At 59.3% G+C, this 12,413-nt stretch carries 11 protein-coding genes, 1 tRNA gene and 1 pseudogene; 8 read left to right on the top strand and 5 right to left on the bottom strand.

Features of this window, described 5'->3' with window-relative positions:
* Positions 1-58: 58 nt before the first annotated feature.
* The 3 genes from rpsA to F9929_RS16530 all read right to left on the bottom strand — a co-directional run bounded on the left by rpsA (position 59) and on the right by F9929_RS16530 (position 3,855).
* On the bottom strand, positions 59-1,759 hold the full coding sequence (gene rpsA / locus F9929_RS16540) for a 30S ribosomal protein S1 (protein WP_152047701.1): 1,701 nt from the start codon (positions 1,757-1,759) through the stop codon (positions 59-61).
* 242 nt (positions 1,760-2,001) lie between these two features.
* Positions 2,002-2,649, bottom strand: coding sequence for a (d)CMP kinase (cmk, locus tag F9929_RS16535; protein ID WP_152047817.1), 648 nt, complete (start codon positions 2,647-2,649; stop codon positions 2,002-2,004).
* A gap of 450 nt (positions 2,650-3,099) precedes the next feature.
* The gene (locus tag F9929_RS16530; protein ID WP_152047700.1) at positions 3,100-3,855 is read right to left on the bottom strand and encodes a 3-phosphoshikimate 1-carboxyvinyltransferase; all 756 of its coding nucleotides are present in this window, start codon (positions 3,853-3,855) and stop codon (positions 3,100-3,102) included.
* Positions 3,856-3,996: 141 nt separating this feature from the next.
* Between F9929_RS16530 and F9929_RS16525 the strand changes: the two genes are divergently transcribed.
* From F9929_RS16525 to F9929_RS16515, 3 genes are all read left to right on the top strand, one after another.
* Positions 3,997-4,398: a TIGR02300 family protein gene (locus F9929_RS16525; RefSeq protein ID WP_152047699.1), complete on the top strand. Its 402-nt coding sequence runs from the start codon at positions 3,997-3,999 to the stop codon at positions 4,396-4,398.
* A gap of 169 nt (positions 4,399-4,567) precedes the next feature.
* Positions 4,568-4,643 (top strand) — tRNA-Ala (locus F9929_RS16520).
* Positions 4,644-4,819: 176 nt separating this feature from the next.
* On the top strand, positions 4,820-5,356 hold the full coding sequence (locus tag F9929_RS16515) for a hypothetical protein (protein ID WP_152047698.1): 537 nt from the start codon (positions 4,820-4,822) through the stop codon (positions 5,354-5,356).
* Positions 5,357-5,591: 235 nt separating this feature from the next.
* Here the strand turns inward: F9929_RS16515 and F9929_RS16510 are convergent, their stop codons facing one another.
* Entirely contained in the window at positions 5,592-6,068 is a 477-nt protein-coding gene (locus F9929_RS16510) for a MarR family winged helix-turn-helix transcriptional regulator (protein WP_152047697.1), read from the bottom strand.
* 240 nt (positions 6,069-6,308) lie between these two features.
* Positions 6,309-7,190 carry a manganese catalase family protein gene (locus F9929_RS16505; RefSeq protein WP_152047696.1) on the bottom strand — a complete coding sequence of 294 codons (882 nt, stop codon included), beginning with the start codon at positions 7,188-7,190 and terminating at the stop codon, positions 6,309-6,311.
* Positions 7,191-8,116: 926 nt separating this feature from the next.
* Here F9929_RS16505 and F9929_RS16500 point away from each other — a divergent pair.
* From F9929_RS16500 to F9929_RS16485, 5 genes and pseudogenes are all read left to right on the top strand, one after another.
* On the top strand, positions 8,117-8,650 hold the full coding sequence (locus tag F9929_RS16500) for a DUF4142 domain-containing protein (protein ID WP_152047695.1): 534 nt from the start codon (positions 8,117-8,119) through the stop codon (positions 8,648-8,650).
* 1,121 nt (positions 8,651-9,771) lie between these two features.
* Entirely contained in the window at positions 9,772-10,281 is a 510-nt protein-coding gene (locus tag F9929_RS16495) for a MarR family winged helix-turn-helix transcriptional regulator (protein WP_152047694.1), read from the top strand.
* A gap of 1,209 nt (positions 10,282-11,490) precedes the next feature.
* Positions 11,491-11,649 (top strand): annotated as a pseudogene (locus F9929_RS24875) (TadE/TadG family type IV pilus assembly protein); the annotation flags it as partial.
* A gap of 123 nt (positions 11,650-11,772) precedes the next feature.
* Positions 11,773-12,033 carry a hypothetical protein gene (locus F9929_RS16490; RefSeq protein ID WP_152047693.1) on the top strand — a complete coding sequence of 87 codons (261 nt, stop codon included), beginning with the start codon at positions 11,773-11,775 and terminating at the stop codon, positions 12,031-12,033.
* The coding region (locus tag F9929_RS16485) for a TadE/TadG family type IV pilus assembly protein (protein ID WP_193227807.1) at positions 12,030-12,413 on the top strand (384 nt) is incomplete at its 3' end. The genes F9929_RS16490 and F9929_RS16485, both read left to right, overlap by 4 nt.

Genomic DNA, 12,413 nt, shown 5'->3' with positions numbered 1-12,413 from the left:
GGCGCTGGTGCGCCGCGGGTTCCGATGTTTGCCGATCGAGACGACTGGGGATCAGCCGTTACTCGTCCTCGCCACGGCCCTTGAGGGCGGCGCTGAGGATGTCGCCGAGCGAGGCGCCCGAGTCGGACGAACCGTACTGCGCGACGGCTTCCTTCTCTTCCGCGATCTGCAGCGCCTTGATGGACACGCCGAGACGACGAGCCTTCTTGTCGAACTGCGTGACACGCGCATCGACCTTCTGGCCGACCGAGAAGCGCTCCGGGCGCTGCTCGTCGCGATCTCTGGCGAGATCGGCGCGACGGATGAAGGAGGTCATGTCCGAGTCGGTGAGCTTCACCTCGATGCCACCGTCGTTGACCGCGATGACCTCGCAGGTGACGATCGCGCCGCGACGAAGATCGCCGGCTTCCGGCGCCGCGAAGGAATCGGTGCCGACCTGCTTGATGCCGAGCGAGATGCGCTCCTTCTCGACGTCGACGTCGAGAACCTGCGCCTTCACCACGTCACCCTTGTTGAAGTCGTCGATGACCTGCTCGCCCGGACGGTTCCAGTCGAGATCCGACAGGTGCACCATGCCGTCGACGTCGCCGTCGAGACCGATGAACAGGCCGAACTCGGTCTTGTTCTTGACCTCGCCCTCGACGATCGTGCCGACCGGATGGTTCTCGGCGAAGACTTCCCACGGGTTGCGGAGCGTCTGCTTGAGGCCGAGCGAGATGCGGCGCTTGACCGGATCGACTTCCAACACGACGACCTCGACCTCCTGGGTGGTGGAGAGGATCTTGCCGGGATGGACGTTCTTCTTGGTCCAGCTCATCTCGGAAACGTGGATGAGGCCCTCGATGCCCGGCTCCAGCTCCACGAAGGCGCCGTAGTCCGTGATGTTCGTGACGCGACCCACGACCTTGGTGTCGACCGGGAACTTCGCACCGATATCCTGCCACGGATCGGCCTCGAGCTGCTTCATGCCGAGCGAGATGCGGTGGGTTTCCTGGTTGATGCGGATGATCTGGACGCGAACCGTCTGGCCGATCTGCAGGATCTCGGTCGGATGGTTGACGCGACGCCACGCCATGTCGGTGACATGGAGGAGACCGTCGATGCCGCCGAGGTCCACGAACGCACCGTAATCGGTGATGTTCTTGACCACGCCGTCGACGACCTGACCTTCCTCGAGGTTCTGCACGATTTCCGAGCGCTGTTCGGCGCGCGACTCTTCCAGAACGGTGCGGCGCGACACGACGATGTTGCCGCGGCGCTTGTCCATCTTGAGGATCTGGAAGGGCTGCGGCGTGTTCATGAGCGGCGTCACGTCGCGGATCGGACGGATGTCGACCTGGGAACGCGGCAGGAAGGCCACGGCGCCGTCGAGATCGACGGTGAAGCCACCCTTGACCTGGTTGAAGATCGTGCCTTCGACCTTCTCGTTGGCGTTGAACTTGACCTCGAGGTTGACCCAGCTTTCCTCGCGGCGCGCCTTGTCGCGCGACAGGACGGCTTCGCCGAGCGCGTTCTCGATGCGCTCCACATAGACCTCGACGGTGTCGCCGATCTTCAGCTCGCCTTCGCGGCCCTTCGCGCCGAATTCCTTCAGCGCCACGCGACCTTCGACCTTCAGGCCGGCGTCGATGACGGCCATGTCCTTCTCGATGCCGACGACCGTACCCTTGACCACGGTGCCTTCGGCGACGTCATGATCGTGGTAGGAAGCTTCGAGCAGTGCCGCGAAATCGTCGCGCGACGGGTTCAGATTTGACATTCGTTCTCCTTGGGGAGCCTTCCACGGCCGGCTTGGCGGCTGGGAAGACGGCGCCGTTCACGGGGTTCGCGTTGCGTTTCGCCGGCGATCGGTCCACCCGAGACCGGCCTCGTTTCGGAGGCTGGGATCGGGCTCCGGGGCGGCCGCGCTTTTCGCGGCTCCCGGTCGGCGCTTGAGGACCGGCCGTCGGCAGGGTTCATAGCTGAAAAGGGCGCGCTCTCACAAAGAGAGCCGCCCTCATGTCATGCGTTCCGGCCAGCCAGGAACCGATCGATCAGCTCGCAAGCGGCCTGGAACGCGGCTTCTATATCCAGTTCGCTCGTGTCGAGCAAGTGCGCGTCGGGCGCGGGCTTCAAGGGTGCCACAGTGCGTCCGGCATCGCGCGCGTCGCGCTCGCGCACCTCGGCCAGGATGCGCTCGTAGTCCACCGGGCGGCCCTTGGCGGAAAGCTCCTCCGTGCGCCGCCGGGCGCGCACCTCGGCGCTGGCGGTGACGAAGATCTTCACCTCCGCATCCGGCGCGATCACCGTGCCGATGTCGCGGCCGTCGAGAACAGCGCCGCCCGGCCGGCGGGCGAAATCGCGCTGGAAAGCGTCGAGCGCGGCGCGCACTTGAGGGTGTGCGGCAACGCGGCTCGCCAGTTCCCCCGCTTCCCGGCCACGCAGCGAACCGTCGTCGAGGGCGCTCGGGGTCAGCGCCCGCGCCACCGCGCCGGCCGCCTCGCCATCGTCGAGGTCGACGCCTTGTGCGAAGGCCCGCCGGCCGACCGCGCGATACAGAAGCCCCGTATCGAGATGGGCAAGGGCGTAGCGCTCCGACAAGCGCTTGGCGAGCGTGCCCTTGCCGGCCGCCGCCGGGCCGTCGATGGCGATGGTGAGCCGTGCCGTCATGCCGAAGCGTTCCTTTCCGGGCTGCGGCCCGCTCGAACCCGCCCCATTGCCGCTCTCGTTTCCATCCCGCAAGGGCGGCGCGGCATTCTCCCCGAAATATCCCGCCAGCGCAGCGACGACGCCGAAGACGCGTCCGAGAACGAAGGGCACGGCGACGAAGAACAGCACGAGCGCCGCGCCGCCGAGAAAATCGATGAGAGCAAGCGCCGCGTCGAGCGTCGCCCAGCCGCTCGTCGCGCCCTCTGCCCGCCCGCCGAGCGCGCGATAGATCAGCGCCGCGCCGACAAGAACCGGCCAAACGAGCTTCGGCCATCCGAGCGCGAAGCGCGAGCGCCCGCGCGCCGAGGCCTCGCGCGCGATGCGTGAAGCGACGCTCCGCCCGTAGATGAAGGACAAGGGCGCAAAGAACACGAGAAGCGCGAGAAAGGCTGCGAGACTTCCCACCGTCGCTTATCCCGCTTCGCCGAGGTGCAGAACCTCAGGCAAGGCGAGTTCCGGCACCGCCCGCAGCGCGCCCTGCCCTTCGAGGCGCAGAACCCTTTCGCCGCCCGCATTCGTCTCGACGGCAAGCGCGGCGCCGAAAACCGTCAGAAGCCGTTCCACGGGGTCGGGCACACTGCCGGGCTCAGCGAGGCTCGTCGTGCCCGGCGCATTGAGGCCGGCGAGAAGAAGAGCCGCTTTCAGCCCTTGCGAAGGAACGTCCGGGCGATGGGCCACCGGGGCGGCGACGCGCGGTCCCCGAATGCACAGGCCAGCGCCGCCATTTTTCTTGGCGATCTCGGCACCGACGAGGCGCAGGGGTGCGGCGAGCCGATCCAGGATGGGCGACAGGGTTTCGCCGACGATCAGCGTCGTCGGAAAGTCGTAGGCCGCCACCAGCCCGGCGAGGAGCACGGCGCTTGCCGGGTCGCCCAATAGATCGAGCGGTTCCCTCGGCTCCAGAAGGCAGCCGTTGCCGACGCCATCCACGATCCAATCCTCGCTTTCGCGCCGCACGAGCGCGCCGAGACCACGCAAGGCAGCGGCCAGGTGGGCCAGTTCTTCAGGCCTCGCAAAACCCCTCAAACGGGTGCGGCCGGATGCGAGGGCAGCCAGAAGAAGCGCAAGGCGAAACGCCGTCCCCAAGCCCTCCAGCCGCGCGCCATCCGGCAGGGGCGAGACGTCTGCGACACCCGCCGAACGGTCGGCCGCGCCTGCCTTCACCATGGCTTGCCATCCCTTTCCCGCCCGCGCGACTAGGCGCGCTCGGCTGCTTTGACAAGGAGCGGTCGAGGTCCTAAGGGACCCCGTTTTTCCAATGCCCCAGTTCCCGGCCGAACGGCCGAACTCTTAGCCCGCGAGGTGAGAATGGCCAAATCCGAACTAGGCACCAAGCGCATCTGCCCCGAAACGGGTCGCAAGTTCTACGACCTCGGCAAGGACCCGATCGTGTCGCCCTATACCGGCACGTCCTATCCCCTTTCCTTCTTCCAGGCGAGCGCGCCCGCGCCGCGCGGCAAGGTCGTGGAAGAAGACGAGGAAGCCGAGACCGAGACCGTCGAAGCGGCGGACGACGCGGCCGAGACCGTTTCCTTGAGCGAAGTCGAGGAAGACGACGATACGGGCGCCAAGAACAGCGTCGACGTCGATGACGACGAGGATGTCGAGGTCGAGGATGGGGGCGACGACGATACCTTCCTCGAAGAAGAAGACGAGGACGACGATGACATGACGGACATCATCGGCTCGCGCGAGGACGACGACGATTGATGCCTGAGGGCTGCCGGCAGGTCCCGGCGGTTTTCTTCCGCCAAGCGCGATTTGGCGCTTGATCTCTCCGGGCGGCTTCTTTATGAAGCCGCTCCAGCAGGACGAAACGAGCGCATCCCAGGCGCTCCGGTCCGGCGGCGGAAGGGTCGAAAGACCCGCCGAAAAGGATGGGGCTATAGCTCAGCTGGGAGAGCGCTACAATGGCATTGTAGAGGTCAGCGGTTCGATCCCGCTTAGCTCCACCATTTCACCGATCTAAGTTACTGCAGTTACTATAGTTTGTGCCATCACTGGCGAAGCTTCCCCACTTTCTTCCCCATTCCGTCATCACGCAGTGCGCCATTGTGCGCTGTTGTCTTCCTGCGTTCGGTTCAGCCTCCACCAATCTTGCGCGCCCTCCCCTCTTGGGTAGCGTGAGGGCATGTCCGACCATCCGCCTCACCTTCGCGTCGTCTCAGAACGTAGCTCGGCAGACATCCAGCACGAGCACCGACTGGCTGAACTTCGATGGAGCCTCGTCACTCTGACGGCGAACCTGCTGCGGGTCACACGCGGCGCGGGTCGGTCCTGGGAGATCGTCACCCAATGCATCGAGACCGCGCATGCCTACCACGCCTATGTGCAGGCGATCGGGCACCTGCCCCCGTCTTTCGAAATTGAGCAGATCCTGAACCTGAAGCGCGAGTTTGGCGACTTCTCCTCGGATGCGGATATCGACTGCGGTCGATCGATGCTGGTTGCCGGCGCGCTTCAGTTCACGGCCTCGACGCTTCTAGGCCAGCGCACGCAGGTGGCGGCAGGGCAGCGCGAGATGTTCGAGGGCGAAAGGCTGATCGTCCAGGCGCGGGAGCGTCAACGAAAGGAGCGCTTGGAAGAGGAGCGAGCCGCCAGGACACCGCGTCGAAAGACGAGCAAGAGGCCAAAGGCCAAACCGAAGCGGGCGAAAATCGAACTCTAAGCGGTCATACCGTCGCTCTTGCCAGCCAGCCCCATCCCTCTGCCGTCGCCAATGTCGCGACGGTCCACACACCGCAGCGGAGATGAAGCTTGCCGTCGATCCGTAGGAAGCAGCATCTCGGCACCGCCGAACATGGTGAGGTATCGCCGTAAGGTTGCGGAAGATCCGCAGCGCCTTCAATGTCCCGGCGAACGATATCAAGACAGGGGGATGGCGTCGGGTTTGCGAACAGGTCTTACCGAAGGCGGCTGAGCATCTTCGCCAAGATGGCATCCATTTGTCTAATGACCGGGGCTGTATCTGCGGCGTCGGCAAATAACAACGTCAGCTCTTTCTCGAACACCGACGTGACCGTCTGAACTTTATGCGCTGCAGCTACGCCTTCGTCAGTCAGATCAAGATAAACCTTGCGGTGATCGTCCTGGCCTGCGGCACGCCGAACCCACCCCTTTCGCTCGCAGATATCGGCCATCTTTGAGACCGTCGACGGTCTGACGTTGAGTGATCTACCTACGGCAACACTCGATCGGGATCCACCTTCTAAAAGCGTAAGGAGGAAATGGTCTTGCCCCGCTGAAACACCGATTGGCGCTAGAACGAGACCTTGCAGCTGCCGGATAGTCTTCGTGATATGTAACAGGTAGCCGACAATCTCTGCGTTCGGCGGCGGGTTTTTAGTTTCGATGGTCGAAACGGAACGTTGTCCTGTCATCGAACCCTCCTTCGAAAAATAGTTGGCCTGCTCCTGAGCTAACTAAAGCAGCCGCAGCGTTTGCAGATCCGAAAGAAACTCGTCTTTCAAGATATGAAGCTTGGTTCGCATCAGCTTGCTGACCTTCCAACAGCAGAACGTGTTCTACCAATTCAAAAAGCGTTAAAGAACTGTTTGTTCGGTTATACGCTCGATGAAGCTGTCGGGCGGATTGCCCGCCCGACAACGAAACGAGTGACCTCAAATGTTTCGTTCGATAGCGCCTTCGATCCGGCCTAGAAGGCCTTCGGATCCCGACTTGGACGTCTGCCCTGTCTGAGCCCCTCCATCTGGACGTGCGGGCGCGAGCGACGGCTTGCCGCCCATCGGCTCGGACTGCATCGCAGTAAACTCACCCTTGCCGTCAATAGATGGGCCGGAGGTCCAGCGCCCTTCAGGGATCGAACCGTCGGTCATGTGGCCGAAATAGGCGTAAGAGAATTTCTGGTTCTCTTCCGACTGGGGGAAGGAGTTTGGGATCGGTAGGTTCATTTGATCACCTCCCATGTCTTCCAATGCAGCCAGCCATTGCTGTTGATGCATCGTGTCGCGTGCAATCATGAAACTCAACATCTCCTTCATTCCAGGATCGTCGGTCATGTTCCACAGCCGCACGGCCAGAGCCCTGCCTGTGCTTTCGGCGCAGACATTCGAATACATGTCGGCCGCGATATTCCCTGACGCGTAGACATGAGACATATCGAATGGCACACCGTTAGCATCGACTGGCATGGCAGCGAGCCCAGCCGATAGAATATGACGCATATCCATGCCGTTTAGGACTGCACCGCCCGCCACATCGGCGGAGATATCCTCCTTCAGGGACAAAGGCGCGCCTTCGAGGTTCAAAGCGACGGCAGTTGCCAGCATCTCGATGTGGCCGAGCTCTTCTGTTGCAGTGTTCAGAAGCATGTCGCGATACTTGGCGGGACCGCGTGCTCCGAAAGCCTGGAACATGTACTGCATCGCGACGCGGATCTCACCTTCGACCCCGCCAATCGCCTGCTGCAATGCCTTTGCGAAGACCGGGTTCGGCTTTTCGACCCGGACGGGAAACTGCAGCTTACCATCTGTGTAGAACATCGTATTCCTTGTTGATCACGCCGTTTAGGGACGGCAGTGACGACGAAAGGAATTGCGGGAAAAGGACGTTCCAAAACTACGCTTCCGATTATCCTGCGCCAGCCATGAGCATAAGAGGGAACATTTATCGATCGTCTGGCGGACAAGGGTCGGTTCATGGAACGGACTTACTTCGTCAGATGCAATGGCGAAGGTCGGCGATTAAACGTTGTATGCGCCTTCTCGACGGACTGGAAATCCTGAGCCAACTCCGGCCTCTTTTCGGTGGCGGTGTAACACTACCTCGCCCGGGCAATGACTACACTGTTGTGATCGCGAGACGTTAGACGGCACATCCTTCGTCATCTGACCGAATACAGTAAGTGCCAGTGCGCTGGACCACCGATCACGCGCCGCCAATACCTTCCTGGACGATGCCAGTTCCTTGGCAGACTGGACAATCCATTCCATCTATTATCCCGGATCCAACACAATCGGGGCAAAGATTTTCCCCAGTGCCAGGTGTGCCTTCCGGGGCATCATCTCCAAACTTCAACGGCCCTGTTTTAGGTTCGTCCTGCATAACGCCTCCTGACGATGGCTGTACACATTGGCGAGATCAACACGTGACAGTGTTGATAGGTATGTGCCTCCGGTGAGACGTCGATCCAGCACCAATCTTGCGAGAATGCTTCGCTGACTGCAGTAGCGCTCCCAGTGGCACAAGCGCGACGACGGCCGAAGACATGTCGGGTGCCCGCCTTAGTACCTCCGGTTCACCTGCAACGATCAGAGCCAACTTAGGATCAATATCGTAAATGGGTCTCGGCTCGCTCCTTTGCCGATAGCCAGCACGGAACGGAAGAGTTCGCCGTGGCTTGCCCTGCCATAGGAGCTTCTCGAGGGCGTTCGCAAAGCTCGGCTATCGGCATGAATGAGGTGACAACATGAAGTACGTACAAGCACTCGGCATCGCTCTTGCGATGTCCATTCCTACTGTATCGTTTGCGCAAAATGCGTCCGAGCAGTCTGCAACTTCGGTTGCGATGAAAAGCATGACAGCCAAAGAGTATGTTTCGATGGCGGCGTCGTCTGACATGCTCGAGATTGCATCGAGTAAGGAGGCTTTGGAGAAGTCCAAGTCGGACAATGTCCGCAAGTTTGCCCAGCAGATGATCACGGATCACACGATGACGACGAAGGAGATCACTGCCGCAGCCAAGACCGACGACATCTCTGTTCCGAAAGAGATGATGCCCAAGCATGCCGAAATGCTGAAGCAGCTACAAAGCGCACCGGCTGCCAGCTTCGATGAGAAGTATATGCAGCTTCAGGTCATGGCACATCAGGAAGCCGTGGATTTGCATTCTGACTATGCGCAGAATGGCGACGATGCCGCTCTGAAGGCAGTGGCTACAAAAGCGGTGCCGATTGTCAGCGAACATTTGAAGCACGCCCAGGCAATGGCGTCGAAGGCCTGACAACTATCGAACCACAGTGACCGACAAGGCTGCGTGGGCTAGGACTTGACCACGTAGCCTTCACTTTGCGCATTTCCCTTGGAAACGGCTTTCGAGAATATTATCAACCGCGCTTCACTGTTTGTTAGCCACCGTCAACTTCTTCCGCCGCTCAATTATGTCCGTGGTCTCGATGGCTTTTTGCTACGCCTCGGTAATCAACTCGAGGCGCAAACGAATTCCCATTCCATTCGACGTCCTATGGTCGTGTCATACATCGTCTGAAGCGGCAGGCTGCGTCGCCATCGTCTCGTGAGCGAGTTCACGTCCCGCGTGAAGCACAACGGCTTCAATCAACCGGACGAGCATTCCCTGGCTTGGCGATCGCTGCGCAGCCTCCAAAGCTGCCATCAAATGAGTGATTGCCTCACGCAGTGGACCTTCAGAACCGTGGCTATCGATTTCCATAACGAAAGTCGCCTTATCGGTACCACAATGAAACTGTCAGCACTGAGTGCTTTGGATGCAATGAACATTTGCTGCACGTACTTCAGGTTGAGTTCTAGGGGCGGTGATGCTGCAAGCAATGAACGACGACTGTAAGCTGTCTACGGAAATGCAGAATGCGACGACTTCTGAGCAGGACGAGCTGTTGAACCGCCTTTGCAATGTTGTTGGAATTGCGCGGGCCGACATGCTTGCACCCTACGACCCATCATTCGTCCTAAGCCCGGCTGCCCAAGAGCAGTTGAAAGCCGTTGAGGACCCAGACCTGCGGCAATGCTTGGCTCGTCTTTTGTACCTGCAGGAACGGCAGACCGGCCGGTAAGTCGATGAGTTCGATCGAAGGCAGCAAGTGATAGCGCACTTAAAGCGATTAAGCGCCGTTTCGTTACACCTTAGATGTCAACGGAGACAGGTTGCCCTAGGCCTTCAATTTCTCAGTTCGCTGATTGGCGTTCCAGAACATCCGCTTCGCAATTTTTCGGCAACGAACGGACAATGTTTTTGCGTCAAGTCGGCAGGCGTATCGACCAGTCGCCTCAAACATCAGGACCTGCCGCCGTTTTCGAACACGCCCGCGTCCTGTTCCAAGACGGCACGCCGCATGTCGGTGTCGGAGGTCAGCTACGGAAAAGGAAATGAAGGTGGCGAAGCTTAATACTTCTCCAAAAGGTGCTGCCATTTCTATGGACGACGTCGCCAACCGGAAGCCCTTCGAAAGCGTAGAGCTCACATGGCAGCTCCTGTTGATATCGAAATACACCCGAGCGTTCATGGTGGCGAAGCTTGAAAAGATTGGCCTAGAAGCCGGCCAAGACCAGCTCATTCACGCTTTACCTCTCGATGGTTCCGTGGGGGTTAGCGGCGTTGCTGATGCGTTGAACGTCCGCGCATCCACTGTCTCGAAGATGGCTGATCGCTTGGTTAGAGATGGACTGATACAGAGGGTTCCGCACCCTTCAGACCTCAGGAAAACCAATCTCGTTTTGACGCCAGACGGCATCGCCAAGAGGGCTCAGATAGAGGAGTTGATGGTTGGCGTAGAACAGGAATTGAGCGCCGGACTTGGTGATAGCGGGGCCGAAATCGCCAGCATGTTGGATCGTCTTGACGCGACCCTTCTCAAAAAGCTGAAGCGTCTGCGTTAGTCTGAACGTCTAGGTGATGACGTTCTGCCCGCTACCAGCGACAATGGGCAGAACTGCCAGTGAACTGGTTAGGCGGGCCATCTCATCTCTGTGATCGTTGCGGATATGGCGCCAGCCGCTGGGCTAGCGCCATTATTCCATCTGATAACTAGGCTGCCTTAAGCGACATAGTTGTTATCGAAGCCAGTAACTCCCTCAAGCACGACAGGAAGAGGCGGAAGCGGAGCGTAAGCGCGAGTACGAACGCCGTAAGCAGCGGAAAGTCGATCTACGAGCCGATGCCAAAGCATGGAGGGAAGCTTGCGACCTTCGCGCATACGTGGAAGCCGTGCAGGTAGAAGCGGCGGCCGGCCGAACGCTGCGCTTGCATGTGCCTCTTCCTGAATGGGTGGAGTGGTCGCTGGCAGTAGCGGATGAAATAGACCCGCTGAAACGGACGCTGTGAGCCAGCGGTGCTCACACCACCACCATCGCAAATTTTCTAGATTTGCCTGGATCGCAAACCCTCAAAACCTTCGAAACCCCATCGGCCGGCGCCGAAAATTAGTTCGACCCCTGCGAATGTTGCGAAAGTTGCGAAGGTTCGGCGCGCTGGAAATCAGTTCAGGGCTTGCGACAGTTGCGGCGTTTGCGACAGTCTGCCGACACCACGCGAGAAACCGCATGCCGATTGGAAACGTCCCCTCCTAAGTCAACATTAAGACGCTCGCCTCCGAACTGGAGATCAGCGAAACGCAGGTTTACGCACTCGTGCGAGGTGGCGTTCTTCCAAAGCCGCTGAAGCTCAGCGCTGGGTGCGTCCGCTGGTCGTGGGCCGCTATCGAGACAGCTCTTGCCTCCATGCAACCTGGAAGCCAAGCAAACGGCAATCACGACCCTGATCCGATAATGCAAATGATACGCGATGCCCAAGCCCGTGAACTCGAAGAAAAGGCGCAGAAGGCGTTGGCAAACGGATCCGGCAAGCCGAAACTTAGGCCATGAGCCGAGGCTTACACACCTTCGAAAAGCCGGATCTTGCAAGTGCCACTGTGGTCTCCAGACCGAACGGCATATGCCGACGTAAAGCCCACGTTCACCGTTACGCGTCCGGAACTGTTGGCCGGCAAATTTAGTAGTTGAAGGTAAACTCTCACCCATCTTGACGGGTTAATAATGCAGTAACGGTAGGGGTTTAGACCAAAATTACTTTCAAGCTAAGAGTTGAGCATGCGATCACATCGAAAGCTCAGTAGGCTAACTCATTTCGTCTGGCACGATCGAGGGGCATCGGCAGTTGAGTTTGGTCTACTAGCAGTGCCTTTCTTCTTGGTACTCGCAGTTTGTATGGAAAGTGGCGTCTCTTTCCTAGCAGAAGTCAGCCTCATACATGCGGTTGAGAAGATGGGGCGGCAGGTAAGAACGGGAGAAGTGAAACTCTCAAACCTGACGGCAACCGACTTCCGTAGCCGAATGTGTTCGGTGGCTGGGACTATGTTCGATTGTTCGAAGTTGAATATCGATCTGCGTGAATACGCTTCTTATAAAGACTTACCAGATGGCCCGCCTGTCACGGGGGCGGCAGGAAGCAAGACACTCAACACGGCTGGCTTTCAATATATGCCAGGCGCTGCTTCCAAAATCATGGCACTCCAAGTCTACTACGAATGGCCTCTCGTCTTCGATAAGGCGCGGGTCTTTCTCGCTGGTCAAAAGAACGGAACGTTCCTGATTGGCTCGACCGTCGCGTTCAAAAACGAGAACTTCGAGTGAGTATTATTCGCGACCGCCAAGGCTTTACCGCTGGCTTCAGATGGCTGTTTGAAGCAGTAACGTCTCAATCTCCATACCGCTATCTGAAAAACCGAGACGGCACAGGTGCGATTGAATTCGCACTCGCGTTACCGATCCTGCTCTTACTGTACATCGGAGGCTTGGACGTATGCCTTGCTATGGCAGCGCATAAAAAAATGCAGCACGCAGCAAGCGTTGTCAGTGACCTTGTAACTCGTGGCACAAGCGTCACTTCAGCCGAAATCGATGGAATGTTTCACCTTTCGAACGCAATTATGAAACCGCGAGCTGAGCGCCTAAGCTCAATTAAAGTAAGCGGTATCCAAATTGATGGAAACGGGAAGGCCACTATCGCTTGG

The sequence above is a fragment of the Aureimonas psammosilenae genome (genome assembly GCF_009176975.1).
GTDB classification, from domain to species: domain Bacteria; phylum Pseudomonadota; class Alphaproteobacteria; order Rhizobiales; family Rhizobiaceae; genus Plantimonas; species Plantimonas psammosilenae.
The sequence above is the reverse complement of the archived record's forward strand: the minus strand, read 5'-3'. Positions and strand labels throughout refer to the sequence as shown.